General features: G+C 74.6%; 28 protein-coding genes. 17 read left to right on the top strand and 11 right to left on the bottom strand.

Annotated features, from left to right (window positions below; translation table 11 throughout):
- Positions 1–7 precede the first annotated feature (7 nt).
- Positions 8–787, bottom strand: a complete 780-nt coding sequence (locus tag ABTY59_RS28815; protein WP_352021969.1) for an MBL fold metallo-hydrolase — start codon at positions 785–787, stop codon at positions 8–10.
- 109 nt (positions 788–896) lie between these two features.
- Between ABTY59_RS28815 and ABTY59_RS28810 the strand changes: the two genes are divergently transcribed.
- The 5 genes from ABTY59_RS28810 (at position 897) to ABTY59_RS28790 (ending at position 5,790) form a co-directional block, all read left to right on the top strand.
- A complete protein-coding gene (locus ABTY59_RS28810; protein WP_352021968.1) occupies positions 897–1,301 on the top strand; it encodes a hypothetical protein in 405 nt (134 codons plus the stop codon).
- 176 nt (positions 1,302–1,477) lie between these two features.
- Positions 1,478–3,655, top strand: a complete 2,178-nt coding sequence (locus ABTY59_RS28805) for a phage holin family protein (RefSeq protein WP_502995439.1) — start codon at positions 1,478–1,480, stop codon at positions 3,653–3,655.
- A gap of 66 nt (positions 3,656–3,721) precedes the next feature.
- A complete protein-coding gene (locus ABTY59_RS28800; RefSeq protein WP_352021967.1) occupies positions 3,722–5,113 on the top strand; it encodes an amino acid permease in 1,392 nt (463 codons plus the stop codon).
- A 66-nt stretch (positions 5,114–5,179) separates the two neighbouring features.
- A complete protein-coding gene (locus ABTY59_RS28795) occupies positions 5,180–5,566 on the top strand; it encodes a hypothetical protein (RefSeq protein ID WP_352021966.1) in 387 nt (128 codons plus the stop codon).
- A 59-nt stretch (positions 5,567–5,625) separates the two neighbouring features.
- Positions 5,626–5,790 (top strand): hypothetical protein, encoded by a 165-nt coding sequence (locus ABTY59_RS28790; RefSeq protein ID WP_352021965.1) that lies wholly within the window; start codon positions 5,626–5,628, stop codon positions 5,788–5,790.
- Positions 5,791–5,845: 55 nt separating this feature from the next.
- Here the strand turns inward: ABTY59_RS28790 and ABTY59_RS28785 are convergent, their stop codons facing one another.
- Entirely contained in the window at positions 5,846–6,595 is a 750-nt protein-coding gene (locus tag ABTY59_RS28785; protein ID WP_352021964.1) for an IclR family transcriptional regulator, read from the bottom strand.
- A gap of 141 nt (positions 6,596–6,736) precedes the next feature.
- Positions 6,737–7,945, bottom strand: coding sequence for a low temperature requirement protein A (locus ABTY59_RS28780; protein ID WP_352021963.1), 1,209 nt, complete (start codon positions 7,943–7,945; stop codon positions 6,737–6,739).
- Between the two features lie 251 nt (positions 7,946–8,196).
- Here ABTY59_RS28780 and ABTY59_RS28775 point away from each other — a divergent pair, with 251 nt between their 5' ends.
- On the top strand, positions 8,197–8,622 hold the full coding sequence (locus tag ABTY59_RS28775; protein ID WP_352021962.1) for a hypothetical protein: 426 nt from the start codon (positions 8,197–8,199) through the stop codon (positions 8,620–8,622).
- 3 nt (positions 8,623–8,625) lie between these two features.
- Here the strand turns inward: ABTY59_RS28775 and ABTY59_RS28770 are convergent, their stop codons facing one another.
- The gene (locus ABTY59_RS28770; protein ID WP_352021961.1) at positions 8,626–9,447 is read right to left on the bottom strand and encodes a helix-turn-helix domain-containing protein; all 822 of its coding nucleotides are present in this window, start codon (positions 9,445–9,447) and stop codon (positions 8,626–8,628) included.
- 95 nt (positions 9,448–9,542) lie between these two features.
- Between ABTY59_RS28770 and ABTY59_RS28765 the strand changes: the two genes are divergently transcribed.
- Both ABTY59_RS28765 and ABTY59_RS28760 read left to right on the top strand, forming a co-directional pair.
- On the top strand, positions 9,543–9,848 hold the full coding sequence (locus tag ABTY59_RS28765; RefSeq protein ID WP_352021960.1) for a 4a-hydroxytetrahydrobiopterin dehydratase: 306 nt from the start codon (positions 9,543–9,545) through the stop codon (positions 9,846–9,848).
- Positions 9,849–9,869: 21 nt separating this feature from the next.
- Complete coding sequence (locus tag ABTY59_RS28760) at positions 9,870–10,616, top strand: class I SAM-dependent methyltransferase (RefSeq protein WP_352021959.1); 747 nt, start codon at positions 9,870–9,872, stop codon at positions 10,614–10,616.
- 77 nt (positions 10,617–10,693) lie between these two features.
- On the opposite strand, the gene ABTY59_RS28755 is transcribed toward ABTY59_RS28760, so the two are convergent.
- Positions 10,694–11,173, bottom strand: coding sequence for a hypothetical protein (locus ABTY59_RS28755; protein ID WP_352021958.1), 480 nt, complete (start codon positions 11,171–11,173; stop codon positions 10,694–10,696).
- A gap of 39 nt (positions 11,174–11,212) precedes the next feature.
- On the opposite strand from ABTY59_RS28755, the gene ABTY59_RS28750 reads away from it, so the two are divergent.
- Complete coding sequence (locus ABTY59_RS28750; RefSeq protein WP_352021957.1) at positions 11,213–12,163, top strand: helix-turn-helix transcriptional regulator; 951 nt, start codon at positions 11,213–11,215, stop codon at positions 12,161–12,163.
- Between the two features lie 3 nt (positions 12,164–12,166).
- Here ABTY59_RS28750 and ABTY59_RS28745 read toward each other — a convergent pair whose 3' ends face one another.
- Positions 12,167–13,021, bottom strand: coding sequence for a Rossmann-fold NAD(P)-binding domain-containing protein (locus ABTY59_RS28745; protein WP_352021956.1), 855 nt, complete (start codon positions 13,019–13,021; stop codon positions 12,167–12,169).
- A gap of 105 nt (positions 13,022–13,126) precedes the next feature.
- Here ABTY59_RS28745 and ABTY59_RS28740 point away from each other — a divergent pair, with 105 nt between their 5' ends.
- Positions 13,127–14,059, top strand: a complete 933-nt coding sequence (locus ABTY59_RS28740) for an AraC family transcriptional regulator (protein ID WP_352021955.1) — start codon at positions 13,127–13,129, stop codon at positions 14,057–14,059.
- A gap of 70 nt (positions 14,060–14,129) precedes the next feature.
- Positions 14,130–15,131: a class I SAM-dependent methyltransferase gene (locus ABTY59_RS28735; protein WP_352021954.1), complete on the top strand. Its 1,002-nt coding sequence runs from the start codon at positions 14,130–14,132 to the stop codon at positions 15,129–15,131.
- Positions 15,132–15,149: 18 nt separating this feature from the next.
- On the opposite strand, the gene ABTY59_RS28730 is transcribed toward ABTY59_RS28735, so the two are convergent.
- The 4 genes from ABTY59_RS28730 to ABTY59_RS28715 all read right to left on the bottom strand — a co-directional run bounded on the left by ABTY59_RS28730 (position 15,150) and on the right by ABTY59_RS28715 (position 19,990).
- Positions 15,150–15,614, bottom strand: coding sequence for an RICIN domain-containing protein (locus tag ABTY59_RS28730; RefSeq protein WP_352021953.1), 465 nt, complete (start codon positions 15,612–15,614; stop codon positions 15,150–15,152).
- 308 nt (positions 15,615–15,922) lie between these two features.
- Positions 15,923–16,717: an aldo/keto reductase gene (locus tag ABTY59_RS28725; RefSeq protein ID WP_352022061.1), complete on the bottom strand. Its 795-nt coding sequence runs from the start codon at positions 16,715–16,717 to the stop codon at positions 15,923–15,925.
- A 126-nt stretch (positions 16,718–16,843) separates the two neighbouring features.
- Entirely contained in the window at positions 16,844–18,667 is a 1,824-nt protein-coding gene (locus ABTY59_RS28720) for an AMP-dependent synthetase/ligase (protein WP_352021952.1), read from the bottom strand.
- Between the two features lie 456 nt (positions 18,668–19,123).
- On the bottom strand, positions 19,124–19,990 hold the full coding sequence (locus tag ABTY59_RS28715; RefSeq protein WP_190159330.1) for a LysR substrate-binding domain-containing protein: 867 nt from the start codon (positions 19,988–19,990) through the stop codon (positions 19,124–19,126).
- A 114-nt stretch (positions 19,991–20,104) separates the two neighbouring features.
- Here ABTY59_RS28715 and ABTY59_RS28710 point away from each other — a divergent pair, with 114 nt between their 5' ends.
- The 3 genes from ABTY59_RS28710 to ABTY59_RS28700 all read left to right on the top strand — a co-directional run bounded on the left by ABTY59_RS28710 (position 20,105) and on the right by ABTY59_RS28700 (position 22,152).
- A complete protein-coding gene (locus ABTY59_RS28710; RefSeq protein WP_352021951.1) occupies positions 20,105–21,175 on the top strand; it encodes a bile acid:sodium symporter family protein in 1,071 nt (356 codons plus the stop codon).
- 75 nt (positions 21,176–21,250) lie between these two features.
- Entirely contained in the window at positions 21,251–21,772 is a 522-nt protein-coding gene (locus tag ABTY59_RS28705; RefSeq protein WP_352021950.1) for an isochorismatase family protein, read from the top strand.
- Complete coding sequence (locus ABTY59_RS28700; RefSeq protein ID WP_329853864.1) at positions 21,769–22,152, top strand: (2Fe-2S) ferredoxin domain-containing protein; 384 nt, start codon at positions 21,769–21,771, stop codon at positions 22,150–22,152. Before ABTY59_RS28705 ends, ABTY59_RS28700 begins: the two co-directional genes overlap by 4 nt.
- 84 nt (positions 22,153–22,236) lie before the next feature.
- On the opposite strand, the gene fdhD is transcribed toward ABTY59_RS28700, so the two are convergent.
- Positions 22,237–23,064 (bottom strand): formate dehydrogenase accessory sulfurtransferase FdhD, encoded by an 828-nt coding sequence (gene fdhD, locus ABTY59_RS28695; protein WP_352021949.1) that lies wholly within the window; start codon positions 23,062–23,064, stop codon positions 22,237–22,239.
- A gap of 226 nt (positions 23,065–23,290) precedes the next feature.
- Here fdhD and ABTY59_RS28690 point away from each other — a divergent pair, with 226 nt between their 5' ends.
- The 3 genes from ABTY59_RS28690 to ABTY59_RS28680 all read left to right on the top strand — a co-directional run bounded on the left by ABTY59_RS28690 (position 23,291) and on the right by ABTY59_RS28680 (position 25,736).
- Positions 23,291–24,235, top strand: a complete 945-nt coding sequence (locus tag ABTY59_RS28690; protein ID WP_352021948.1) for a beta-ketoacyl-ACP synthase III — start codon at positions 23,291–23,293, stop codon at positions 24,233–24,235.
- 187 nt (positions 24,236–24,422) lie between these two features.
- Complete coding sequence (locus ABTY59_RS28685; RefSeq protein WP_352021947.1) at positions 24,423–24,947, top strand: hypothetical protein; 525 nt, start codon at positions 24,423–24,425, stop codon at positions 24,945–24,947.
- A gap of 87 nt (positions 24,948–25,034) precedes the next feature.
- On the top strand, positions 25,035–25,736 hold the full coding sequence (locus ABTY59_RS28680; RefSeq protein WP_352021946.1) for a class F sortase: 702 nt from the start codon (positions 25,035–25,037) through the stop codon (positions 25,734–25,736).
- Positions 25,737–25,898: the final 162 nt, after the last annotated feature.

The raw sequence follows: 25,898 nt of genomic DNA, 5'->3' as shown, positions 1-25,898 counted from the left end.
TCCGCCGTCATCGCGCGACCTCCGGCCGGACCCGGTCGCCCTGGGCGAGGAGGTGCACCGCCACCTTCGGTGCGAGCCGGGCCGCGTGGCGGACGAACTCGTCGCCCGGCGCGTGGAACTCGTGCGGCCGGACCCCGTCGAGGCCGATCGGCCAGTACGTGCCGTAGTGCACCGGCACCGCCGCCGCCGGGGAGAGCGCGGCGAGCGCCTCCGCCGCACGGCCCGCGTCCAGGTGACCGTGGCCCAGGTACGGTCCCCAGCCGCCGACCGGCAGCAGGGCCACGTCCACCGGGCCCACCGCGTCCGCCATGCCGTCGAACAGTCCGGTGTCCCCGGCGAAGTACGTCCGCGCCTCGCCCTCGACGACGTACCCGAGCGCGGGGGCGCGGTGCGGCCCGACCGGCAGCCGCCGCCCGTCGTGGAGCGCCGGGACGGCCCGTACCGTCACGCCCTCCACCGTCACCGCGTCGCCCGGCTCCACCTCGGTCAGCCGCAGTCCGCCCCGGTCGAGCCTGCGCAGTCCCGGTACGGCGGCGGGCGCGCCGCGCGGCACGAGGACCCGTGTCCCGGGCGGCAGCCGGGCCAGCGAGGGGAGGTGGAGGTGGTCGGCGTGCAGGTGCGAGACGAGCACGGCCTCGGCGCGGGCGGCCTCCGGCGGCGGCAGGGCGCCCCGGCGCCGGCGCAGATGGGCGAGCCGCCGCGCGAACAGCGGATCGGTGAGGAACCGGACCCCGGAGTCCTCGACCGTGCAGGTCGCGTGCCCCCACCAGGTGACCTCCACCGGCATGCCGCCCTTCCGTTCTCGGCCGTCCGTGCTCGTTCCGTAACGAGAGTAAATGTCCGGAGCGTGCTCCGGAGGATGTTCGGGCGTCACCTTCCGGCAGTAGGGTCGGCCCATGGACGACGTTCGGGTGGCGGCGATCGCCAGCCTCACCCCGCTCGAAGAGCTGGACAGCGACCCCTTCCTTGTCGACACGCGCGGTCAGCACGCGGTGTGCGCCCGCTGGGCGCGGGACAAGGGGTACGTGCTCGCCCGCCAGCTGCTCTGTTACGGGATCCGCCCGGACCACGCGGAGCTCTGGGCCGATGTGGAGGCCGGGACGGTGGACCTCTTCGTGGCGCCCAGCGAGCGGGTCCTCGCCCGCGCGCTGACGTCCGTGCCCGGCTTCCGCGCCGAGTGCGAGCGGCGCGGCGTGCGGGTGGAGACCGTCGGACTTGACGAACCCCCGTACGACACGGCGGCGAAGGCGGGGGTCCACCGCCGGCTCTCGATGCCGACGGCCGGATACGACGGCACCTGAGGCACGGCGTTCGCCGACGGCTCCTGACGCACGGCGTTCGCCGACGGCTCCTGACGCCCCGCCTTCGCCGACGGCTCCTGAGGCTCTGCCCGAAGGGTCCGAACTCCTTCCACCCCACCCGATCGCGGGCGTTGTGCCACGCTTGAGGCAGGAAACGGGCGAAAGGTGTGGCGGGCGTGGGTGACGGGCGATGGGGTGGCGCCGAACGCTGGCGGTCCGCGGGCAGAACGGTGTGGCGGATGGCCGTCGTGTGGGCGGTGTCCACCCTCACCCTGCTCCTCCTCGCCGGAATCCTCCCCGACTTCCAGCTCCAGTCCGCCGACGGCGACAGCTTCACCAGGACCGCGCTCACCGCCGCCTGGGCCGCGGGCGCGTTCGGCCTCCTCGGCGCGCTCGTGTGGCCGCTGCTCGTGCGGGCCCTGCTCCTCGTCCCGGCGCTCGTCCTCGGCCTGCTCGGGTTCTTCCTCAACGGCTCGTTGCTGCTCGTCGCCCTGTGGCTGATCCCCGACGGCCGGGGCGCCGCCGACCCTGAGACGGCGGTCGTGGTCGCCGCCGTGATGTCCGCCGTCGCCTCCGCGACCTCCACCGCGCTCGCCGTCCGCGACGACGACGCGTACCGGCGCCGGCTCTACCGGCTGACCGGACGCACCCGCCCCCGCGACCCCGGCTCCACGGCGGACGCCGTGCCCGGCACGGTCTTCCTCCAGCTCGACGGCGTGGGCCACCACGTGCTGCGCGGAGCCGTCGCCGACGGCCTGATGCCGACCGTCGCGGGCTGGCTGGACGCCGGCCACCGGCTCACCCCGTGGCGCACCGACTGGTCCAGCCAGACCGGCGCCAGCCAGCTCGGCATCCTGCACGGCTCCAACGAGGACGTGCCCGCCTTCCGCTGGTACGAGAAGGACACCGGCCGGCTCATGGTGTCGAACCGCCCGGCGAGCGCCGTCGAGCTCCAGCGCCGGGCCGTGCGCCGCACCGGCGACGGCGGTCTCCTCACCGTCGACGGGGCCTCCCGGGGCAATCTCTTCAGCGGCGGCGCCGACCAGCTCGCCCTGGTCCTGTCCATGGCGGCCCGGCGCGGCCGCCGCAACCGCTCCCGGGCCGGCTACTTCGCGTACTTCTCCGACCCGGCGAACGCCGTGCGCACCGCCGGCTCGCTCGTCGCCGAGTGCGTCCGGGAGGTGTACCAGTCGACGCGGGCGCGGCTGCGCCGCGAGACCCCGAGGGTGTCGCGCGGCGGCACGTACCCCTTCGTCCGCGCCTTCGCGACGGTCGTCGAGCGGGACGTCGTGGTCTCGGCCGTGATGGGCGACATGCTGGCCGGGCGGACCGCGGTCTACGCCGACCTCGTCGCCTACGACGAGGTGGCGCACCACTCGGGGCCGCACGGCCGTGACACGGACCAGGTCCTGAAGCGGCTCGACCGGGCGATCGCGCTCATCGCGACCGTCGCCGAGCACGCCCCGCGTCCGTACCGGATCGTGCTCCTGTCCGACCACGGGCAGAGCCCCGGCGAGACCTTCGCGTCGGCGTACGGGCTGACCCTGAAGGAGCTGGTACGGGCCGGGTGCGGGCTCCCGGTGCCGCGCCGGGTGCGGCGCACCCGGTGGGGGCGCCCCCGGGTGGAGTCCGGGGGAGGCTCGGAGGCGCGGGACGCGGCCAGGGACGCGCTGCGCAGCGCGCTGCACCGGCCGGTGGACGAGAGCGGCGAGTCGGCGCGGGAGCTGCCCGCCCGGCTGTCCGAGCCGGTGGTCCTCGCCTCGGGGAACCTGGGGCTCGTCTCCTTCCCCGACGTGCCGCACCGGATGACCCGGGAGGAGATCGACCGCCGTCATCCGGGGCTGCTCCGGACCCTGGCGCACCATCCGGGCATCGGCTTCGTGCTGGTGGCGAGCGCGGAGCACGGCTCGGTGGTGCTCGCCCGCGACGGGGTGGAGGTGCCGGTGGCGGAGCTCGCCGACGACGGGCCGCTGGCGGTCTTCGGGCGGGGCGCGGCGCGGGCGGTGCGGCGCACGGACGGGTTCCCGCACGTCGCGGACATCATGGTCAACTCGATGTACGACCCGGCGACCGGGACCGTGCACGCCTTCGAGGAACAGATCGGTTCGCACGGCGGGCTCGGCGGCGAGCAGTCGCACGCGTTCCTGCTGTCGCCGCCGGACCTCTCGCCGCCGGTCGGCGCGGGGGAGGAGCTGCTGGGGGCGGAGCAGGTGCACCGGGTGCTGCGGCGCTGGCTGCGGGAGTCCTCGGGGCCGCAGGTGCCGCTCGGTCCGCTGGAGATTTCCTCGTCACGAGCCGCTTCGGAATCACATCTTCCGGTTGACGGCCCGGTCGCGCAGGACAAAAACCACTGATTTGGACGCCTGTTCGCCGTTACCGGACGATGGCCCGGATTTGCACGACGGAAGGCGCACCACCCCATGAGCACGGCCACCACAACTCCACAGCGGGAAGCGGCACCACAGGAGGGCACCCAGCACGCCCGCCGCTTCGGGCTCCCGATCGCGACCGCCCTGGTCATGGGCAACATCATCGGCGGCGGAATCTTCCTCCTGCCCGCCTCCGTCGCCCCCCACGGCACCATCAGCCTCATCGCCTTCGGCGTCCTCACGCTCGGCGCGATCGCCCTCGCCCTCGTCTTCGGCCGGCTCGCCCACCGCCTGCCGCAGACGGGCGGACCCTACGTCTACGCCCGCGCCGCCTTCGGCGACTTCGCCGGCTTCCTCGCCGCCTGGTCGTACTGGATCACCGCCTGGGTCTCCAACGCCGCCCTCGCCGTCGCCGCCGTCGGCTACCTCGACGTCCTCGTGCCCGTCCACGAGTCCACGGCCGCCACCATCGCCGCCGCCCTGCTCTTCCAGTGGCTGCCCGCGCTGGCCAACCTGGCCGGCACGCGCTACGTCGGCGCCGTGCAGATCGTCGCGACCGTCCTCAAGTTCGTCCCGCTGATCCTCGTCGCCGTCGGCGGTCTGTTCTTCTTCGACAGCGCCAACCTCGGGCCGTTCCACCCCGGCGGGGGGAGCGCACTCGGCGCCGTGTCCGCCTCCGCCGCGATCCTGCTCTTCAGCTACCTCGGCGTCGAGTCCGCCGCCGTCAGCGCGGGCGAGGTCCGCGACCCCCGCCGCAACGTCGGCCGCGCCACCGTCCTCGGCACCCTCGGCGCGGCCGCGGTCTACCTGCTCGGCACCCTCTCCGTCTTCGGCACCGTCCCCCACGAGGCGCTGGTCACCTCCACCGCGCCCTTCTCCGACGCCACGGACATCATGTTCGGCGGCTCCTGGGGCGGCACGGTCGTGGCCTGCATGGCCATGGTCAGCATCCTCGGCGCGCTCAACGGCTGGACCCTGCTGAGCGCCCAGGCCCCCTACGCCGCCGCCCGCGACGGGCTCTTCCCGCGGGTCTTCACGGTCAAGCGGCGCGGTGTGCCGACGGCCGGCGTCCTCGTCACCGTCGTCCTCGCCTCGCTCCTGACGGTCTACAACTACACGGCGGGCACGCAGGGCGTCTTCGAGATGCTCGTCCTCGTCACCACCTTCACCGCCACCGTGCCCTACCTGCTGTCCACCGCGGCCCAGATCCACTTCCTGCTGTCCGGACAGTCCGAGAAGGTCTCCCGGGCCCGGCTCGCCCGCGACGGCGTCCTCGCCCTCGCCGCGTTCGGCTTCTCCCTCTGGCTGGTCGCGGGCTCCGGCTACGCAGCCGTCTACCAGGGCGTCCTGTTCCTCTTCGGCGGGGTGCTCGTGTACGCGTGGATGGCCGCCCGCAAGCAGCGCGCTGCCGCCCAGGGGGTGAATCCGGGGGCCGACGCGTAGGCCGCCCGAGCGGAACTCCGGCCCGGGCCGGAGGGTCCGCCGCCCGGCGGGGCAGTACGGATCTCCGTGAGCCCCGCGCGCCAGACGCCCGCCGTGCCCGCCACCCCGGCGGGGCGCCGGGCACGCCCGGACCGGGGCCGGCACGGGTGGATCGCGCTCCTCCTGGTCCTCGCCGCGCTGTTCGGCACCGGGGCCGCCGCCGCGCTCCCGACCGCCGAGACGCGCGCCGCGGCCGCCGCCGCCCCGGCCTCCGACCCGGGCGGCGAGATCCACGACCCGGCCGGCACCGAGGCCGGACTCCCCGGCCGGACCCGACGCCACGGCACGGGCCTGCGCCCCGTCGGGCGCGGGCGCCGCGCCCACGGGCTCCCGGCCCGGCGCCGGAAGCCGGCCCCCGCCCCCGTACCCGCCCCGCGCGGCGACGCGCTCCGGTGCGTGGTGATGCGCTGCTGAGAGGCCCTCGCCTCCCCGCAGTCACCCGACATCACCCCCGCACCACGAGGAGTTCCGTCATGCCCGTCGACCCCTACGCCGTCCTGCAGGCCCTGCTGCGCGCCGAGGCCGCCCGCGGCCGGCGCACCGACCGCACCGCCTCCGAACCGGCGGCCCCGGCGCCGGCGCCCCAGCGGCCCGCCCGCCGGGAGGACCGTCCCCGCCGCGAGGACCCCCTGGCCTGAACCGGCAGCGGCCTCCCGGGGCCCGTCCCCGGGAGGCCCGCCGCATCCGCCGACGTCAGGTCAGCACCGTGAACGCATGGGCCGTCAAGGTGCGTTCGAGGCGCACCCGCAGCCGCAGCGCCGTCGCCTCCAGGCGGTCCGCCTCGTCCGCCGGCAGCGAGAAGCCCACCGCCGCGTGGACCCCGCCGACCGCGATCGGCACGGCCCCGCAGACCGTGCCGGGCGCGTACTCCTCCCGCTCGACCACCGCCGCGCCCCGGCGGATCCCGGCGAGCCTGCGCATCAGCGCCTCCTCGTCCCGGACGGTCCTCGCCGTCAGCCGGGTCACGGGCCGTCGCGCCAGATACGCCCGGCGGGCCTCCGGGTCCAGCTGGGCGAGGAGGCACTGCCCGAGCGCGTGCGCGTGCGCCGTCGTGCGGAACTCCGCCCACTCCTCGGCGGCCGGACGCCCGGGGGAGTCGACGGTGACGACGGGCTCGACCTCGCCCCCGGCGAAGACCGCGTAATAGACGGGGGCGTCGAGCTCATCGCCCAGGGTGCGCAGCCACTCGCGCAACCGGGCCCCGTTCCCCGGCCCCTGTCCGGCGAGCCGGGGCGCGGCCGGCCCGAGCCGGAACGCCCCGCGCTCGTGCCGCAGATGCCCCTCGTGCACGAGCGTGCGGAGCAGGTGGTACGTGGTGGGCAGGGGCAGTCCGGCCATCCGCGAGAGGCGCTTGGCGGTGAGCTCGTCGTGGTCGGCGACGAGTTCGAGCAGAGCCAGCGCTCGACGGACGGAACCTATGAGAGTGGGGGTGGTGGGGGCCATGGGGCCAGTGTGACTTCGCCGCCGGGACGACGTGGCATTCTGATGGATCTTGTACGAATGTCCCGGAGCGCCACCACGAAGCCCCACGATCGTCCAACCCGCGCCCGGACGGCCAGGCCGTCCCGGCCCCCGCCCCCGGGCTCAGGCCGCCTCGACCGCCGCCAGGGTCCGTCCGCTCCGCCGGCTGTGCACGCCCACCAGGACCGCCGCCGCCGCCGCGAGGACCGTGAGGGCCACCAGGGCCGGGACGAGACCGACCAGCGGGCCCGCCGCCAGACAGCAGACCCCGCCCAGGGCCAGGGCGGTCGGCCGCCGCCCCGAGGTCCGCAGCACGATCGCGGCGGCGCCGAGCAGATAGACGCCGACACCCCCGGTCAGCGACCAGGCGACCACCCCGTGCAGCGGCTCCGCGAGGCCGTAGTGCCCCGTGTCGGCGACCTGTTGGAGGACCTTCTTCATCCCGAGCGCGCAGAGCACGACGCCCGCGACCAGCGGCAGGTGCAGGAAGGTGTAGACGTCCCGGGCGAAGCGCGTGCGCTCGTCGCCGTCGAGCGCGCCGAGACGGTGCTCGGCGGCCTCGCCGAGCTGCCGGAAGTACAGCCGCCACAGCCCGGCCGAGAGCAGCAGTCCGGCCGCCGAGGCACCGAGCACGGCGTACGAGAGCGGGAAGCCGCCCACGCCGACGCCCATCGCCACGATGGACTCGCCCAGCGCGATGATCACGATCAGACCGTGCCGTTCGGCGAAGTGCCCCGGGGAGTTGACCCGCCAGCCGGAGGAGCCGGTGACGTAGATCCCGCCGTAGTCGACGGCCACCGCGCCCAGCCACCACAGGAGCTGGATCCGGCCGTCGTACGCGCAGCCGATCAGGAGCAGCGCCAGCGGCGGCAGCACGGACGCCATGGCCGTACGCCGCAGGGTGACCCGCAGCGCGACGTCACCGGGGCTGGAGAGCCAGTACGAGGTCAGGTGCAGGACGCGCACCGCGCCGTAGCAGAGCACGAACACCAGCGGCGCCGACAGCCCGCCCGGAGCGTCCGCGAAGACCTCGGGCACGGCGAGGGACACGATGAGGACGACGGCCATGACGGTGACGAGGACGCCGAACAGGGCCCCGGAATCGGCCCGTACGACATTGCCCAGCCAGGCGAAGGCGCACCAGCACCACCAGAGGAGGGCGAGCACGACCATCGCGCCCACCATCCGCACCGGTGAGGGCGCCGCCGCCATCAAAGCGGTGACCTGGGTGATCGCGTACACGAACACCAGGTCGAAGAAGAGCTCCGCGGGCGTCACCTTGTGATCGTCCCCGGTGGCCACCATGCGGGCCCGTTCCCTGTTCCACGCCATGCGCGTTCTCCCCCTCCGGGGCACCGGTTCCGGCCACCCCGGCGCGAAGACTACTCACACCGGGGGACCGGTGACACGGCTGTCCGGAGACCGCCACGACCTCCCTCATGACCTCCGGCATTACCTCCGGCGTAATCGACCCCCTCCCCGCCGCCCGGCATGCTCGTGGACACCGGAACCCGGGCGGCGCACTCCGCTAGGGCTCCGGGCCCGCCACCAGCACGAACGTCCCCTCTGGAGGGTGATCCGCCATGTCCCGGACCCTGCTCGCCGGCCTCGCCCGCACCACCCGGCCCCAGGCCGCGGTACGCCGCTTCCTCGCTCTCGACGCCGTCGTCACCGGAGCCAACGGGATCGCCTACCTCGCCGCCTCCGGCCCCCTCGGCGAACTCCTCGGCGTCGACGCGGCGCTGCTCCTCGAACTCGGCTTCTTCCTCACCGCGTTCGCCGCGGGCGTGGCCTGGCTCGCGAGCCGGCCGCAGCCCCCGGCCCTCGCCGTGAAGCTCGTCGTCGACGCCAACGTCGTCTGGGCCGTCCTCAGCGTCGTCGCCCTCGTCGCCTGGCTGGAGCCGACCACCGCCGGTCTGCTGTGGACCCCGATGCAGGCGGCGACCGTCGCCGGCTTCGCCGGACTCCAGTGGGCCGCCCTCAGGGCCGCCGCGTCCGCGGCCCGCTGACGCTCAGCCGGCCGCCGGCGCGGCCGCGAGCGACCGCAGATACGCGACCGTCTCCGGGTCGGCCGGGAGGAACGTCTCGATGGCCAGCTCGGCGACGGTCACGTCCATCGGCGTGTTGAACGTCGAGATCGACGACACGAACGACAGCACCCGGCCCTCGTGCTCGATCCGCAGCGGCAGCGCGAAGTACGGGTACGGTTCCGCGTCCGGCCGGTCCTCCGGGTCGATCCGCTCCGGCAGCGGATAGGCCGCCACCTCCTCGTACAGCTCCCGCAGCGGCTCCGAACGGGCCAGCGCGATCTGACGGTCCATCTGGGCGAGGAGGTGGCCCCGCCATTCCCGCAGGTTCCGGATGCGGGGCGCCAGGCCCTCCGGGTGCAGGGTGAGCCGCATCGCGTTCATCGGCGGGGTCAGCAGGTGCTCGGGAAGCCCGCCGAGCAGCAGCTCGATGCCCCGGTTGGCCGCCACCACCGTGTACGTGCCGTCGACGACGAGCGCCGGATACGGCTCGTACCCGTCGAGGAGCTGCTGGATGCCCCAGCGCAGCGTCTCCAGGCGCGGCGCGTCGAGCGGCGACTCCGCGTACCGCGGCGCGTATCCCGCCGCGAGCAGCAGCGCGTTGCGGTCCCGCACCGGCACGTCGAGGTGCTCGGCGAGCTTCAGGACCATCTCCTCGCTCGGCCGGGAGCGGCCGGTCTCCACGAAGGAGATGTGCCGCGCCGAGGAGTCCGCGCGCAGCGCCAGCTCCAGCTGGCTCAGTCGCCGCTGCTCACGCCAACCGCGCAGCAGCGGCCCCACCCCCGTGTCGGTCACGACAGTCGTCATGGCCAGACGGTATCCCAGAGGGGTGCCCCGGGTAGTTTCCCCCCCGGGGCCCCTGACCGTCACCCCGCGCACCACCGACCGGAGGGAGCACCGCCGTGCCCACACAGCCGCTGTCGCAGAAGGAGATCGAGGACCGCCTGCGGGAGCTTCCCGGCTGGTCCGTCGACGCGGACCGGCTCACCCGGACCTACCGTCTGGGCGACCACTTCGCCGCGACCGCGCTCGTCGTCCACGTGGCGCAGATCCAGCAGGAGCTCGACCACCACTCGGACCTCACCCTCGGCTACAACACGGTCGCCGTCGCCGTGAGCACCCACTCCGCCGGCGGCGCCGTCACCGAGAAGGACTTCGAACTCGCCGACCGCGTCGAACGGATCGCCCCCGGCCACGGCGCGAACTGACCCTTCGTTAGGCTCGCGGGCATGGCGGACACCGTGCTCGACTACGAGGCAGAGGCAGCGCGCTACGACCGGACCCGCGGCGGCGTGCCCCGGGCCGAGGCCGCCGCGGAGGCCGTCCTCCGCCTCGTGCCGCCCGGCGCCCGCACCCTGCTCGACGTCGCCTGCGGCACCGGGCTCGTCACCGAGCGACTCACCCGGCCGGGACTCCGGGTCTACGGGGCCGACGCGGCGCACGCCATGGCGCGGGTCGCCGCCGGGCGGGCCCCCGGCCGCGCCGTGCGCGCCGACGCACGGCGGCTGCCGCTGCCCGACGCCTCCGTGGACGCCGTCACCGCCGTGTGGCTGCTGCACCTCGTCCCCTTCGCGGCGGACGTCGTCGGCGAGGCGGCCCGGGTGCTCCGCCCGGGCGGGGTCCTCGTCGTCACGGTCGACAAGGACGCGGCCCACGACGTCGGCAGCGACATCGACGCGATCCTCCGCCCGCACCGCTCCGCCGCGGCGGCCCGGGACCGCGCCGACCTGATCACCGCGTGCGCGGCCGCCCACGGCCTCGACCCCGCCCCCGGCACCCGCTTCACCGGCCACGGCCAGGGCGGTACTCCGCGCGACACCGTCCGGAAGCTGCGCGCCGGCTACTTCGCCTCCTGGTTCGACGGCGGCCCGGAGGCCGTCGACGCCCTCGCCGCCGCCCTGACCGCCCTCCCGGACCAGGACCGCCCCCGAGCCGACCCCCGTTACCGGCTCGCGAGCTTCGTCAGGCGCGGCTGAACTCCCTCACCCGGTTCGTCACCCGCGTCCCGGTGCGGACCCGCCACCGGCCGTCGGGAAGGAGAAACCGTCGTCTCTCACCCGCGGCCTCCCGTCGTGCCCGAGGGCAGCGCGTCGGCGAGGTAGCCCGCCAGGTCCGGTGTCCGCGGAGACAGCATGTGCCGTACCCAGGCCTCGCGTTCGTGGCCGAGCGGCGGCAGCTCCCACACGCAGCCGATCCACGAGCGGTCGACCCGCACGAAGTGCGCCGGGTCGGTGTCGGGGCAGTCCAGGGCGGGCTGCCCGGCGGCCCCGCCGCCGAAGTGGAGCACGTTGTCCCACACCCAGCTGTACGCGTTCAGGTACGCCCCGGTGTCACCGCCCCGGTGCAGCACCACGAAGCCCGCCGCAGGGGTGCCGTCCGGCTCCGGCAGCAGCTCCGGGAGCAGCGCGTACGCCGCCTCCTCCACCTCCGGTTCGATGCCCGCCGAGCCGGAGGAGACGTGGTAGCGCTTGAGGTGCCGCCCGGCGATCTCGACCGGCGGCAGCGCGAGGATGTTCTTCTCTGCGAAAGCCATGGCTGGACTGTAGGAAGCCTTCACTGACACCTTGTGTCAGTGAAGTCCAGCCGTCTTCTCTCGATCCTGCTCCTGCTCCAGACCGGCGGCCGGACGACCGCGGCCCGGCTCGCCGAGGAGCTCGGCGTCTCCGTCCGCACCGTCTACCGCGACGTCGAGGCGCTGCACGCCGCCGGCGTGCCCCTCTACGGCGACGCCGGACACCGCGGCGGGTACCAGCTGCTGCCCGGCAGCCGCAGCCGCCTGACCGGCCTCTTCGCCCAGGAGGCCGAGGCCCTGGTCCTCGCCGGCATGCCGGGGGCCGCCGAAGGACTCGGGCTCGGCCCGCACTTCGCCGACGCCCGCCTGAAACTGCGCGCCGCCCTCCCGGCCGAGCTGCGCGAGCACGTCGACCGGCTCGCCGCCCGCTTCCACATCGACGCCCCCGGCTGGTACGACGAGGGCGACGAGACCCCGTTCCTGCCCGAGGTCGCCGACGCGGTCCGCGCCGGACGCGTCCTGGAGGTCCGCTACCGCCGCTGGAAGGAGCCCACCGACGTCGACCGGCGCCTCGAACCGTACGGACTCGTCCTCAAGGCCGGCCGCTGGTACCTGGTCGCCGGACCCGGACCGCGCACCTACCGCGTCGACCAGATCCTCGCCCTCACCGTCACCGGCGAAGAGGTCACCGTCCCGGAGGACTTCGACCTCGCCGCGCACTGGCGGGCGAGCCGCACCGACTTCCACCGGCGGCTCCACCAGGGCGATGCCCTCGTACGGATCTCCCCGCGCGGCGCCGGCCGCCTCACCGGCGCCGCGGCTCGGGCCCTCGCCGCCACCGGCACCGCCGAACCCGACGGCTGGACGCGCGCCACCCTCCCCGTCGAGTCCGCCGACCACGCCCATGACGCCTTCCTCGCTCTCGGCGCGGAGGTGGAGGTCCTCGCACCCGAGGACCTCCGCGAGCGGATCGCCGCGACCGTACGGACCCTGGCCGCGCGGTACGCCTGAACCTCAGGCCCGCCGTCCGCCCCAGGTCTCCGCCGCGAACGCGGAGAAGGAGCGCGGCTCACGGCCCAGGACCCGCTTCACCCCGTCCGTCGCCGAGGCGTTGTGCCCGTCGAGGAGCGTCGCGAACAGCCCCGCCAGCCACTCCGCCTCCGGAGCCGGCAGCCCGAACCCCGCGAGCAGGCCCGCGTACTCGGCCTCCGACACCGGCGCGTACACGACCGGGCGGCCCGAGGCGCGGGAGATCTCCGCCGCCACCTCCGCGAAGCCCACCGGCCGGGGGCCCGTCACCACGTGCACCCGCCCGGCGTGCCCGTCCGCCGTCAGCGTCTCCACGACGACGTCCGCCAGGTCGTCGGCGTCGACGAACGGCTCGGCCGTGTCCCCTGCGGGGAAGACCACCGCGCCTTCGGCGACACCCTCCGCGAGCAGGCCCTCGGAGAAGTTCTGCGCGAAGAACGAGGCCCGGACCACGGTCAGCTCCACCCCGACCGCCGCCGCCCGCAGGGCCTCCTCGGCCAGGACCGCCTCCGGCTCCCCCCGCCCGGACAGCAGGGTCAGCCGCCGCACCCCACCCTCCGCGGCCAGCCGGCCGAAGGTCTCCATCGCCGCGACCGCCCCGGGGGCGGCCAGGTCCGGGTAGTACGCCACGTACGCGGCGTCCGCGCCCCGCAGCGCGGGCCCCCAGGTTTCCGGGGCCTCCCAGTCGAAGACCGTCGCCCCGCTCCGGGACCCCGCCCGGACCGTCACGCCGCGGGCGGCCAGTCGCTCGGCCACCCGCCGCCCCGTCTTGCCGGTGGCGCTCGTCACCAGGATCGTCGTGTTCAGCGGGTTCTGGGTGTCGTTCGTCTGCGTCGTCATGGCTCAAGACTCCCGCCCCGAGGCCCGCCCGCCCATGCTGCGCCGTCTCACCCGCCTACGCGTACGTCTCGGGAACACCCCGCGGAGGCCCTACCCTTGCCCACCATGGACGCACTCGCCGGACTCCTCGACGGGCCACGCGCCAAGGGCGCCTTCCTGCTCCGCATGGTCATGGAACCGCCGTGGTCCGTACGCATCGAGGACGAGGCCCCGATCTGCCTCATGTGCGTCACCGAGGGCGAGGCCTGGATCGTCCCCGGCACCGGCGCACCCGTCCTGCTGCGCCCCGGGGACATCGCCATCGCCCGCGGCCCCGAGCCGTACACCGTCGCCCACGCCCCCGACGCCCCGCCGCACGCCAGGATCGGCCCCGACGGCCGCTGCACCACCCTCTCCGGCGAGCCGCTCGCCCAGTCCATGCGCCTCGGCGTCCGCACCTGGGGCAACGCCCCCGACGGCGGCACCACGGTCCTCGTCGGCACCTACCTGATGGACGGCGAGGTCGGCCGCAGACTCCTGGACGCCCTCCCGCGCCTGGTGCACCTGCCCGCCGACGTGTGGAACTGCCCCCTCATGCCCTTCCTCGACGAGGAGATCTCCCGCGACGAACCCGGCCAGAGCGTCGTCCTCGACCGGGTCCTCGACCTGCTGCTCATCGCCGCCGTCCGCGCCTGGTTCTCCCGGCCCGGCGCCGAACCGCCCGCCTGGTACCGCGCGATGGGCGACCCGGTGGTCGGCCGGGCCCTCAGGCTGCTCCAGAACGACCCCGCCCACCCGTGGACCGTCGCCTCCCTCGCCGCGAAGTCGGGCGTGTCCCGTGCCGCACTCGCCCGCCGGTTCACCGAACTCGTCGGCGAGCCCCCGATGGCGTACCTCACCGACTGGCGGCTCGCGCTCGCCGCCGACCTGCTCCGCGAGACCGACGCCACCGTCGAGTCCGTCGCCCGGCAGGTCGGCTACAGCGGGGCCTTCGCCCTCAGCGCCGCCTTCAAGCGGGTACGGGGGATCAGCCCGCAGGAGCACCGGGGGCGGGCCTGAGGACGCGCACGTTGTTGCCGTACCGGCAATTTTTCTCGCGCTCCGGGCCGTACCGCCGCACTCTGGAAGCATGAGTCAGCATCACGCCTCCCACCCGGCCCACGCGGGCGACGGGCGCCCCGCACACCAGCCGGGCCCGTCACACCCGTCGGGCGACGGCCACCACTCGGGCGACGGCCCCCACTCGGGCCACGGCCACCAGCAGGGTCACGGCCACCACCACGACGACACGCACCTCGACTGGAGCGAGATGGCGTCGCTCCTGGAGCGGCAGGCCGAGATCGCGAGCCCCGCCTACGCGGAGGCCGCCGCCTGGCTGGGCACGCTCGCGCCGGTGCAGGGCGTCCGCCGGATCCTCGACGTCGGCAGCGGCCCCGGCGTCGTGACCGCCCTGCTCGCCGAGGCGTTCCCGACGGCCGAGACGGTCGCCGTCGACGGCTCCCCCGAGCTCCTCGCCCGGGCCGGCGACCGCGCCGAGGCCCGTGGTCTCGCCGCCCGGGTCTCCACGCTCCACGCCGAACTCCCCGGAGCCATCGGCACCCTGGGGAGCGCCGACCTCATCTGGGCGGGCAACTCCCTGCACCACATGGGCGATCAGGGAGCCGCACTCGCCGCGCTCGCCGCCCGGCTGAACCCCGGCGGTCTCGTCGCCCTCGTCGAGGGCGGCCTGCCCCGGCGCCACCTGCCCCAGCACATCGGGATCGGCCGGCCCGGCCTGGAGGCCCGCCTCGACGCCGTCCACGCCACCTGGTTCGGCGAGATGCGCGCCGAACTCCCGGACGCCAAGGACGAGCCCGACGACTGGCGGGCCCTGCTCACCGCCGCCGGCCTCACCCCCGCCGGCACCCGCACCTTCCTCGTCGACGTCCCCGCACCCGTCTCCCCGGCCGTCCGGGAGCTGGCCCTCGCCCACTACGGGCGCCTGCGGGACGGTCTGGCCGCCCGGCTGGACGCCGACGACAAGGAGACGCTCGACCGGCTGCTCGACCCGGCCGACCCGCTGTCCCTGCACCACCGCACGGACCTGTTCCACCTGACGGCACACACGGTCCACACCGCCCGCAAGGGCTGAGCGCCCCCGTCGTCCGGGTCAGGACACCGGCTCCAACCGCCACCACTGGAAAGGCGAGTCGGTGTCCTCCCACTGCCGGACGTCCCCTCCCTCCTCCATGGACCCGTCCGCCACCTCCAGCAAGAGGCCGCTGACGAAGCTCACCAGGGCCACCGTCCCCGGCGACTGGAGGTCCTGCTCGATGATCCACTCCTGCGCGCCGAAGTTGTTCGCCCGCCACTGCTGGACGGGGGCGCCGTTCTCCGTGGACGCGTTCGCGACGTCGAGCCGCTTGCCGCTCGCCGCGTTCACCAGGTGGTGCAGCCCGCCGCCGTTGGGCACGGGCGTGACGTGCCAGTGCTGCCCGGGCGTGCCGTTCCCGGTGCCCTGCTGCACCTTCGCGCCGCTGCGGCCCGAGCCCTGGTACACCTCCAGGAGCAGGCCGCTGGCCACGTTCCGCACCCGGTACAGGCCCTCCTCCACGGGCTCCGGGGCACCGCTCACGTACCGACTCCTTCTCCTCGCCGGGCAGTTCCGCCGCGCCGCCGACACCTCGCGCGCACCCCTCGTGGGCGGTCTCCGACTCTACGACCCGGGTACGACAACGCCCCCGGGCCGCCACCCTGCCCGGCGCGGCGGCCGGCTCGACGGGTCTTCCGCCGGCGGCGACGCCTCTTCCCGCTCGTCCGGGACCCGGCGTCCTCCGTCCGGTTCCTGGAAGGCGTCCGCCGTCACAGGGGCGCTCGGCGTCGACGGCCACGGAGCCGGCGCGCCGCCGAAGCGGCCCGCCGGCTCCACCCCCCGCGCCTCCTTCAGGCGCCGACGTTGAACTCCGCCGGGTCCGGGCCGAGCCGGCGGCTCTCGTCGAGGGCGGCGATCGCCGCCAGGTCCTCGGCGTCCAGCTCGAAGCCGAAGACGTCGATGTTCTCGCGGATGCGCGAGGGGGTGACCGACTTCGGGATCACCACGTTCCCCAGCTGGAGGTGCCAGCGCAGCACCACCTGGGCCGGCGTCCGCCCGTGCTTGCGGCCGATCGCGACGATCGCCGGGACGTCCAGGAGGCCCTTGCCCTGCCCGAGCGGCGACCAGGCCTCGGTCGCGATGCCGTGCCAGGCGTGCGCCTCGCGCGACCCGGACTGCGCGAGCTGCGGGTGCAGCTCGATCTGGTTGACGGCGGGCACGACCGAGGTCTCGCCGATCAGCCGCTCCAGGTGCTCCGGGAGGAAGTTCGAGACGCCGATCGCGCGGGCGCGCCCGTCCGCGAGGATCTTCTCGAACGCCCGGTACGTGTCGACGTACGCGTCCTTCGCCGGCACCGGCCAGTGGATCAGGTACAGGTCGACGTAGTCGAGCCCCAGCTTCTCCAGCGAGGCGTCGAAGGCGCGCAGCGTCGAGTCGTGGCCCTGCTCGCTGTTCCACAGCTTCGTGGTGACGAACAGCTCCTCGCGGGCGATGCCCGAGTCGGCGACGGCACGTCCGGTACCCCGCTCGTTCTCGTAGATCGCGGCGGTGTCGATCGAGCGGTATCCGGCCTCCAGGGCCGTCGACACGGCAGCCGTCGCCTCGTCGTCCGGCACCTGCCAGACACCGAAGCCGAGCTGCGGCATGCTCACGCCGTTGTTCAGGGTGATCGAGGGGACGGTGCTGTCCGTGCTCACGTGGAAGGGTTCCTTACGTCGTCGAAGGTCGTACGTCCATGGTCAACGGGCGAGCGACCTCTCGCATTCCTGCCGTCAGCCGTACAGGGCCGCGACCTCCACCGCGTACGCCCGCTCGATCGCCTTCCGCTTCAGCTTCAGCGAGGGGGTGAGCAGCCCGTGCTCCTCGCTGAACGGATGCGCCAGGATCCTGAACGTCCGGATCGACTCCGCCTGTGAGACGAGTGTGTTCGCCGCCACCACCCCGCGCCGGATCTCCGTCTCCAGGGCCGGGTCGCGCACCAGCTCGGCGGGGGAGAGCGGCGCCCGCCCCTGCATCGCGAGCCAGTGCTCCACGGCCTCCTGGTCGACCGTCACCAGCGCCGCGATGTACGGCCGGTCGTTGCCGACCACGATGCACTGGGCGATCAGCGGATGCGCCCGCACCCGCTCCTCCAGGGCGGTGGGGGAGACGCTCTTGCCGCCCGAGGTCACCAGGATCTCCTTCTTCCGCCCGGTGATCGTCAGATAGCCGTCCGCGTCGAGGGCGCCGATGTCCCCGGTCGCCAGCCAGCCGTCGTTGAGGACGGCGGCCGTCGCCTCCGGGGCGTTCAGGTAGCCGGAGAAGACCTGGCCGCCGTGCAGCCACACCTCGCCGTCCTCCGCGATGTGCACCGTCGTCCCCGGCACCGGCTGCCCCACCGTGCCGTACTTGGTCCGCCCCGGCGGGTTCGCCGTGGCGGCGGCCGAGGACTCGGTCAGGCCGTACCCCTCGAAGACCGTGACACCGGCGCCCGCGAAGAACAGTCCCTGCCGCCGGTCCATCGCCGAACCGCCCGACATCGCGTGCCGCACCCGCCCGCCCAGGGCCGCGCGCACCTTCCCGTAGACCGTCTTCTCGAAGAACTGGTGCTGCATCCGCAGCGCCGCCGACGGCCCCGGGCCGGTCCCGAAGGCCTTCTGCTCCAGTGCCTCCGCGTACGCGACGGCCACCTCCACGGCCTTGTCGAAGGGGCCGGCCTTCCCGTCCGCCTCCGCCTTGCGGCGGGCCGCGTGGAAGACCTTCTCGAAGACGTACGGCACGGCCAGCACGAACGTCGGCCGGAACGCCGCCAGGTCCGGGAGCAGCTCCGTCGCCGCCATCACCGGCTGGTGCCCCAGCTTCACCCCGCCCCGGACCGCCGCGACCTCCACCATCCGCCCGAAGACGTGCGCCAGCGGCAGGAACAGCAGCGTCGACGCCTGCTCGTCGGGCCGGGAGCGGAACACCGGCTCCCAGCGGCCCATCACCATGTCCGTCTCGAACATCAGGTTGGCGTGGGTGATCACACAGCCCTTGGGGCGGCCGGTCGTCCCCGAGGTGTAGATCACCGTCGCCACCGTCTCCGGGGTGACCGCCCGCCGGTGCCGGTGCACGACCTCCTCGTCGATCTCGGCCCCCGCCGCCGTCAGCTCGCCCACCGCGTCCGCGTCCAGCTGCCACAGCCGCTGGAGCCGGGGCAGCCGGTCGATCACCGAGCCGATCGTCATCGCGTGGTCCTCGTGCTCCACCACGCAGGCCGTGACCTCGGCGTCGTACAGCATCCAGTAGACCTGCTCGGCGGACGACGTCGGGTAGACGGGCACGGGCTGCGCGCCGACCGCCCACAGGGCGAAGTCGAAGAGCGTCCACTCGTACCGGGTGCGGGCCATGACGGCGACCCGGTCGCCGAACCGCACGCCCTCCGCGATCAGCCCCTTCGCGAGGCCCATGACCTCGTCGCGGAACCGCGCGGCGGTCACGTCGTGCCACTGCCCGTCCGGGCCCTTCCGGCCGAAGGCGATCCGGCCCGGATCGGCGAGGGCGTGGTCGAACACGGCGTCCGCCAGGCCGCCGACCTGAGGCGCCGCCTCGACGGGCGGCACGGTGAACTCGCGCACTGACCTGCTCCTCGACGGCTCGATGGCTGGAAAAGCCCGTTGTCGCACTCCGTACGGCGCCGGTGACGGTACCCCACGGGACGGGCCCGTGGGAGGGCCTTCACCAAGCCGGGACATTCCGCGTTCGCACAGGTCAGGACAGGTGAGACGGCCAAGTCGGTGACGTCCCCGGGCCGTTGCAGACCGGACGGTACGTCCTCCGGGGGCGAATCTCCACGGAATCTGTACCGGCCGCTCACGGACCGCCCCCGAGACCGCACCGTGGCGCCTTCTCGCCGTCCGCTCAGCGGGACCTCCCCACCCGGTCACCGCCCACCCACCGCCGGCCGCCGCCGGGACCGGGCCGGCCCGTGGACCCGGTCGGCGCCCGGCCCGTGGAGCGGTCGCCGCCCGGAGTTCAGCGTGGCGCGTCGAGCCGGTCGCCGCCCGGCCGGTGGAGCGCTCGACGCCCGGAGTTCAGCGTGGCCGGTGGAGTCGGTCGCCGCCCGCCAGGATGGCCTCCGCCAGCGCGTCCGCCGCCTCCTGGGTCTCCCCGCCCCGCCGCCCCTTGCGCAGGACGAAACCCACGTCCCCGAGCTCCGGCAGCCCCGCGCGGGCCGGCACCGGGACGAGACCCGGCGGCACCAGGCCCCGCGTGTGCGCCATGACCCCGAGCCCCGCGCGGGCCGCCGCCACGTTCGCGCTCAGGCTGGAACTCGTACAGGCGATCCGCCACGCCCTGCCCTGGGCCTCCAGGGCCTCCAGGGCCCGCGCCCGGGTGATCCCCGGCGGCGGGTACAGGATCAGCGGCACCGGGCGGTCCGGATCGAGCCGCAGCCCCGGCGCCCCGATCCAGACGAGCGCGTCCTCCCACACGAGCCGGCCCTCGCTCTCGGCCCCGCGCCGTTTCGCCAGGATCAGATCCAGCCGGCCGGCCGCCAGCCGGGCCTGCAGCGTGCCGGAGAGTTCGACCGTCAGCTCCAGGTCGACCTCGGGGTGCTCGCGCCGGAAGGACTCCAGGATCTCCGGCAGCCGGGTCGTGACGAAGTCCTCCGACGCGCCGAACCGCAGCCGCCCCCGCAGCCGCGTCCCGCCGAAGAAGGCCGCGGCCCGCTCGTGCGCCTGGAGGATCGTCCGCGCGAAGCCCAGCATCGCCTCGCCGTCCTCCGTCAGCTCCACGCGATGCGTGTCCCGGGCGAACAGCGGACGGCCCGTGGCCTCCTCCAGGCGGCGCACGTGCTGGCTGACGGTCGACTGGCGCAGCCCGAGCCGCTCCGCCGCCCGCGTGAAGCTCAGCGTCTGGGCGACGGCGAGGAAGGTGCGCAACTGCGCGGGCTCGTACATCCCCCGAGGTTATCGCGAAGCGTGATGACAGTCAGAGCACTGTACGGGATTCCCGATCACCGGGCCGTGGAGCAGGATGGACGGGCGCGATCCCCCGTAGGAGTCCTGGAGCCCATGACCCCCCGCACGCCCGGCCGTACCGCCCGCCGCCCGCTTCGCCTGCCGTCCTGGCTGCCCGTCGACGGGTACGTCCTCGCCCTCCTCGGCACGGTCGCCCTCGCCGCGCTCCTCCCCGCCTCCGGGACCGCCGCGCGCGTCACGGAAGGCGCGTCGACCGGGGCCGTCGCCCTGCTCTTCTTCCTCTACGGCGCCCGGCTCTCCACCCGCGAGGCCCTCGACGGCCTCCGGCACTGGCGGCTCCACCTCACCGTCCTCGGCGCCACGTTCCTGCTCTTCCCGCTCCTCGGCCTCGCCGCGCGCGGACTCGTCCCCGGCGTCCTCACCCCGCAGCTCTACAGCGGCCTCCTCTTCCTCTGTCTGGTGCCCTCCACCATCCAGTCCTCGATCGCGTTCACCTCGATCGCCCGGGGCAACGTGCCGGCCGCGATCTGCGCCGGCTCGTTCTCCTCGCTCGCCGGCATCGTCCTCACCCCGCTGCTCGCCGCGCTCCTCCTCGGCCACGACGCGGGGGGCCTCTCCGCCGACGCGCTCCTGAAGATCGTGCTCCAGCTCCTCGTGCCGTTCCTGGCCGGACAGTTCCTGCGCCGCTGGGTCGGAGCGTTCCTCGTCCGGCACAAGAAGGTCCTCGGACACGTCGACCGGGGATCGATCCTCCTCGTCGTCTACACCGCTTTCAGCCAGGGCATGGTCGCCGGCATCTGGCACCTGGTGACCCCCGCGCGACTCGGCGCGCTGCTCGCCGTCGAGGCCGTGCTCCTCGCGGTGATGCTCACGCTGACCTGGTACGGGGCCCGGCGCATGGGCTTCGACCGGGCCGACCGGATCGCGATCCAGTTCGCCGGCTCCAAGAAGAGCCTGGCGGCAGGACTGCCGATGGCGAGCGTGCTCTTCGGCCCCCAGGCCTCGCTCGCCGTGCTGCCGCTGATGCTCTTCCACCAGATGCAGCTGATGGTCTGCGCGGTCCTCGCGAAGCGCCGTTCCCGGGACCCGGAGGCCGCGGGGACGTCCGGAACGGTTCCCGCACCCGTACCCGCGGGCCGCGAGGTCCCGTCGGCCGGCACCTGACCCCGGGCGGTGCCCGGCGGCCGGATCACACCGTGCGCCGACCGCGATGATCATCCGGGCCGCTACGGTGCTCCCATGCCCGCACTCGCACCCGGCAGCACCGCGCTCGTCCTCGTCGACCTGATGGAACGCATCGTCGCGCTGCCCCTCGCCCCCCGCCCCGGCACGGACGTCCTCGCCGCCTCCGCGCGGCTCGCCGACGCCTTCAGGGCCGTCGGCGCGCCCGTCGTCCACATCCGCGTGGAGCGGCCGAACGTCGACGCCCAGCCGCCCGGCAGCGAGCTCGTCCCCGACCTCGTCCACGACGGAGACCCCGTCGTCGTCAAGCGCACGATCGGCGGCTTCCAGGACACCGGACTCCACGAGCTGCTCTCCGGACTCGGCGCCACCACCCTCGTCCTCGGCGGCATCGCCACCAACCTCGGGGTCGAGTCCACCGCCCGCGCCGCCTGCGACCTGGGCTACGAGCTGGTCTTCGCCGAGGACGCCATGGCCGCCCTCACCGCCGACGAGCACCGCGCCTCCGTCGACCTCGACTTCCCGCGCCTCGGCACCGTCGCCCCCGTCTCCGCGATCACCCTGGACGGCCCCGAGTGACCCCGGTGCCGATACGGTACGGGGCCCGCCCCTGCTCCCTGGTCGTCTGCCGCGGCTGCTGCTGCGGCGACGCCCGCAAGAACCCGGGCATGGACCACGCGGGCCAGCTGGCCCGCCTGCGAGCGGCCGCCGCGGCCTCCGGGGGCCGCCTGCTCGTCCGTACGAGCGACTGCCTCGGCCCCTGCGCCCAGGCCAACGTCCTCGTCGTCCAGCCCTCCACCGAGGGACGGCGCCGGGGCGGCCGGGCCGCCTGGATCGGCTGGAGCGCGGACGACGACTGCCTCGACGAGGTCCTCGCGTGGACCGAGGCCGGCGGCCCCGGCGTCAGCCCGCCCCCGGCCACCCTCGCCCTCCAGATGATCGACCCGCCGAAGAACTGACCCGGCGAAGAACCGATCCGCCGAACAACCGACCCGCCGAACAACCGATCCGCTCAAGAACCGACCCGCCCGAGAACCGACCCCTCAGAGCGCGATCCGGTGCTCGCCCGCGTACACGTTCATGTCCGGTCCCCGCAGGAAGCCGACCAGCGTCAGGCCCGTCTCGGCGGCCAGGTCCACGGCGAGCGAGGACGGCGCGGACACCGCGGCGAGCACCGGGATCCCCGCCATCACGGCCTTCTGCGCCAGCTCGAACGACGCCCGCCCCGACACGAGCAGCACCGCGCGCTCCAGCGGCAGCAGCCCCTCGCGCAGGGCCCGCCCGACCAGCTTGTCCACGGCGTTGTGCCGGCCCACGTCCTCCCGTACGTCGAGCAGCTCGCCGTCCTCCGTGAACAGCGCCGCCGCGTGCAGCCCGCCCGTGGAGTCGAAGACCCGCTGGGCCGCCCGCAGCCGCTCCGGGAGGAGGGACAGCAGCTCCGGCGCGATCCGGAGCGGGGGAGCGTCGGCGATGGGGAAGCGCGCCGTGGTGCGGACCGCGTCCAGGCTCGCCTTGCCGCACAGCCCGCACGAGGACGTCGTGTAGACGTTCCGCTCCAGCGAGATGTCCGGGACCACGACACCGGGCGCCAGCTGGACGTCCACCACGTTGTACGTGTTCCGGCCGTCCTCCGTGGCGCCCGCGCAGTACACGATGTTCCGCACGTCCGAGGCCGCCGCCAGGACCCCCTCGCTCACCAGGAAGCCGGCCGCGAGCGCGAAGTCGTCACCCGGCGTGCGCATGGTGATCGCGATCGGCCGTCCGTTCAGCCGGATCTCCAGCGGCTCCTCCGCCACCAGGGTGTCGGGCCGCGTGTTCACCGCACCGCCCCGGATCCGCACGACACGCCGCCGCTCGGTGACCCGTCCCATCGTGACCGCACTCGATTCTCTCCACAGGGAGGCCGGAAGGCCCTGACCGCCCCATTCTCCGCCACGCCCCACCCCGGGGCACGATCCCGTCCCCTCCCGGGCCGTTGTCACGGTCGGCCAAGCGATTCGGGGGAATGTTGGTGGTTTACGTCACCTGTTACTGATCAGTCGCTGGCAAGACTGGGGGGTCCTGCCGGACGAACGAACCACCTAGGGGGTCCCGGGTATGACGGGCACTCGCATCGCCGCGCTCGGGCACTACCAGCCCGCCAAGGTGCTGACCAACCACGACCTCGCCGAACTGGTCGACACGAGCGACGAGTGGATCCTCAGCCGGGTCGGCATCCGCACCCGGCACGTCGCCGGACCGGACGAGCCCGTCGACGAGCTCGCCGCCCACGCGGGCGGCAAGGCCCTCGCCGCCGCCGGGCTCTCCGCCGGCGACGTCGACCTCGTCCTCGTCGCCACCTCCACGGCGATCGACCGCTCGCCCAACACGGCCGCCCGGGTCGCCGCCCGCCTCGGCATGGGCTCGCCCGCCACCATGGACCTCAACGTGGTCTGTGCCGGTTTCACCCACGCGCTCGCCACCGCCGACCACGCCGTCCGGGCCGGTGCGGCCCGTCGCGCGCTCGTCATCGGCGCCGACAAGATGACCGAGATCACCGACTGGACCGACCGCACCACCTGCGTCCTCACCGGTGACGGGGCCGGCGCCGCGATCGTCGAGGCGACCGAGAGCGACACCGGCGCCATCGGGCCCGTCCTGTGGGGCTCGGTCCCCGAGATGGGCCACGCCGTCCGCATCGAGGGCACCCCGCCCCGCTTCGCGCAGGAGGGCCAGTCCGTCTACCGCTGGGCCACCCAGCAGCTGCCCGCCCTCGCCCGGCAGACCTGCGAGCGCTCCGGCATCGCGCCCGAGGACCTCGCGGGCGTCGTCCTGCACCAGGCCAACCTGCGGATCATCGAGCCGCTCGCCGCGAAGATCGGCGCCGTCAACGCGGTCGTCGCCCGCGACGTCGTCGACTCCGGCAACACCTCGGCCGCCTCCATCCCGCTGGCCCTGGCCAAGCTGGTCGAGCGCGGCGAGCTGCCCTCCGGCGCCCCGGTCCTGCTCTTCGGCTTCGGCGGCAACCTCTCGTACGCCGGTCAGGTGATCCGGGTCCCGTAGTCCCAGGGTGCGAGGGGTCCGCGGGGTGTCGCCCCCGCGGGCCCCTTCGTGGTCCGCGTGCCCCGTTCGGCGGAGCCCGGTGGCGGGGTGCCGGGGGCGGACCTAGCTTCGATCGCGGTGAGGGTCGTCCCTTTCCGGACGCGGAATCGCTCCGCGACCGGGCCCTCGCGTGATCTGGAGGACCGCCATGCGCGCGATACGCGTCGCTTCCGCCGCCCTGCTCAGCGCCGTCGCCGTCGTGTCGGTCGCGCCCCTGGCCCTGGCCGGTGACGGCGACGGCAACGTCACGTCGTTCGGCTACTCCGTCACCCCGACGACCATCGCCCCCGGCGGCACCGTCACCCTCACCTCCGACGGCTGCGAAGTGCCCTCGGTGACCGTGACCTCCGGCGTGTTCGAGACCGTGACCCTCAGCGAGGGCCGCACGGGCACGGCGACCGTGGACGTCGACGCCAAGGCCGGCGCCCAGTACGAGATCACCTTCGACTGCAAGGGCGAGCGGGGCACCACCCCGCTCACCATCGCACCGCAGGGCGGCGACACCGGCACGCAGACCGGCACGCACACCGGGGCGCACAAGGGCGTGAAGGCCGGTTACGGCACCGCCTCCGCCGATGGCGACGGGCTCGGCACCACCGAGACGGTCACGGGCGTCCTGCTGATCGGCGGAGCGCTCGCCGCCGCCGTCGTGCTCGCCCGCCGCCGCGCCTGACCCCGGGACGCGGGGACCCGAAGCGGCCCCTCCGCCCCGGAGTGACGAGGTCCGGGACGGAGGGGCGCCAGTACGAGGAGGGTGGACGTGGGGCGTGCGGACGGCACGGCGCGGGACGGGGGAGCGCGCCCGGAGGTCACCGGCCGGCGCGGCGCCTGGGGCGTCATCGCCGTCGTCCTCCTCGTCGGGGTGCACCTCGTGCGCGGCGGCACGGGGGAGCTCCAGGCGGCCGGACCGCCCCAGCCCCTCGCGGCGGCCGCCGCCGACGGGGCGCGGACCGGGCTGTCCTCCCTCGCCCACATCCCCGTACCGGATCCGCTGCCCGCTTCGCCGCCGGTACGGGTCCGCGTCCCCGCCGTCCGGATCGACGCGCCCGTCACCGCGGTCGGACTCGACGCCGACGGCTGGATCGAGCCCCCGCCGCCCGAGGAGGACCGGCTCGCGGGCTGGTTCACCGGGGCGGTCACGCCCGGCGAACGCGGCACCGCCGTCCTCGTCGGGCACGTCGACACCCCGGGCGGACCGGCCGTCTTCTACGACCTCGGCGCGCTCGCCGGGGGACGCCGCGTGGAGGTCGTCCGGCGCGACGGCGCGACCGCCGTCTTCGCGGTGTACGGGGTCGAGGTCGTCCCCAAGGAGGGCTTCCCCGCCGAGCGCGTGTACGGCGACTCCGGCGTCCCCGAACTGCGGCTCATCACCTGCGGCGGCACCTTCACCCAGGAGAGCGGCTACGCGGGCAACGTGGTGGTCTCGGCCCGCCTGGTGGAGGTGCGCCGCCCGGCGACCTGACGGACTCAGGCCAGGGGGTTGGCCTGGACCAGGCCGTGGTCGTCAGTGTGGCCTCCACGGAGCCGGCGTCGGGGGGCGCCGAGCTCCCACCCGCCCGGGTGACGCCACTGACCACGGAAAACGCTGGTGAAAGGCGCGTCAAACCCCTGGTAGAGTTATCTC

The organism is Streptomyces sp. NPDC096079, assembly GCF_040303145.1.
Taxonomy (GTDB): domain Bacteria; phylum Actinomycetota; class Actinomycetes; order Streptomycetales; family Streptomycetaceae; genus Streptomyces.
Note: the sequence above shows the minus strand (reverse complement) of the source record. Positions and strands in the feature narration are given on the sequence as shown.

Excerpts from the sequence above, each read along its gene's own strand:
- ABTY59_RS28790 (WP_352021965.1), top strand. The coding sequence starts at position 5,626 with ATGCCCGTCGACCCCTACGCCGTCCTGCAGGCCCTGCTGCGCGCCGAG.
- ABTY59_RS28800 (WP_352021967.1), top strand. The coding sequence starts at position 3,722 with ATGAGCACGGCCACCACAACTCCACAGCGGGAAGCGGCACCACAGGAG.
- ABTY59_RS28690 (WP_352021948.1), top strand. The coding sequence starts at position 23,291 with ATGACGGGCACTCGCATCGCCGCGCTCGGGCACTACCAGCCCGCCAAG.
- ABTY59_RS28710 (WP_352021951.1), top strand. The coding sequence starts at position 20,105 with ATGACCCCCCGCACGCCCGGCCGTACCGCCCGCCGCCCGCTTCGCCTG.
- ABTY59_RS28775 (WP_352021962.1), top strand. The coding sequence starts at position 8,197 with ATGTCCCGGACCCTGCTCGCCGGCCTCGCCCGCACCACCCGGCCCCAG.
- ABTY59_RS28735 (WP_352021954.1), top strand. The coding sequence starts at position 14,130 with ATGAGTCAGCATCACGCCTCCCACCCGGCCCACGCGGGCGACGGGCGC.
- ABTY59_RS28785 (WP_352021964.1), bottom strand. The coding sequence starts at position 6,595 with ATGGCCCCCACCACCCCCACTCTCATAGGTTCCGTCCGTCGAGCGCTG.
- ABTY59_RS28770 (WP_352021961.1), bottom strand. The coding sequence starts at position 9,447 with ATGACGACTGTCGTGACCGACACGGGGGTGGGGCCGCTGCTGCGCGGT.
- ABTY59_RS28740 (WP_352021955.1), top strand. The coding sequence starts at position 13,127 with ATGGACGCACTCGCCGGACTCCTCGACGGGCCACGCGCCAAGGGCGCC.
- ABTY59_RS28810 (WP_352021968.1), top strand. The coding sequence starts at position 897 with ATGGACGACGTTCGGGTGGCGGCGATCGCCAGCCTCACCCCGCTCGAA.
- ABTY59_RS28780 (WP_352021963.1), bottom strand. The coding sequence starts at position 7,945 with ATGGCGTGGAACAGGGAACGGGCCCGCATGGTGGCCACCGGGGACGAT.
- ABTY59_RS28755 (WP_352021958.1), bottom strand. The coding sequence starts at position 11,173 with ATGGCTTTCGCAGAGAAGAACATCCTCGCGCTGCCGCCGGTCGAGATC.
- ABTY59_RS28760 (WP_352021959.1), top strand. The coding sequence starts at position 9,870 with ATGGCGGACACCGTGCTCGACTACGAGGCAGAGGCAGCGCGCTACGAC.
- ABTY59_RS28685 (WP_352021947.1), top strand. The coding sequence starts at position 24,423 with ATGCGCGCGATACGCGTCGCTTCCGCCGCCCTGCTCAGCGCCGTCGCC.
- fdhD (WP_352021949.1), bottom strand. The coding sequence starts at position 23,064 with ATGGGACGGGTCACCGAGCGGCGGCGTGTCGTGCGGATCCGGGGCGGT.
- ABTY59_RS28705 (WP_352021950.1), top strand. The coding sequence starts at position 21,251 with ATGCCCGCACTCGCACCCGGCAGCACCGCGCTCGTCCTCGTCGACCTG.
- ABTY59_RS28815 (WP_352021969.1), bottom strand. The coding sequence starts at position 787 with ATGCCGGTGGAGGTCACCTGGTGGGGGCACGCGACCTGCACGGTCGAG.
- ABTY59_RS28715 (WP_190159330.1), bottom strand. The coding sequence starts at position 19,990 with ATGTACGAGCCCGCGCAGTTGCGCACCTTCCTCGCCGTCGCCCAGACG.
- ABTY59_RS28725 (WP_352022061.1), bottom strand. The coding sequence starts at position 16,717 with ATGCCGCAGCTCGGCTTCGGTGTCTGGCAGGTGCCGGACGACGAGGCG.
- ABTY59_RS28745 (WP_352021956.1), bottom strand. The coding sequence starts at position 13,021 with ATGACGACGCAGACGAACGACACCCAGAACCCGCTGAACACGACGATC.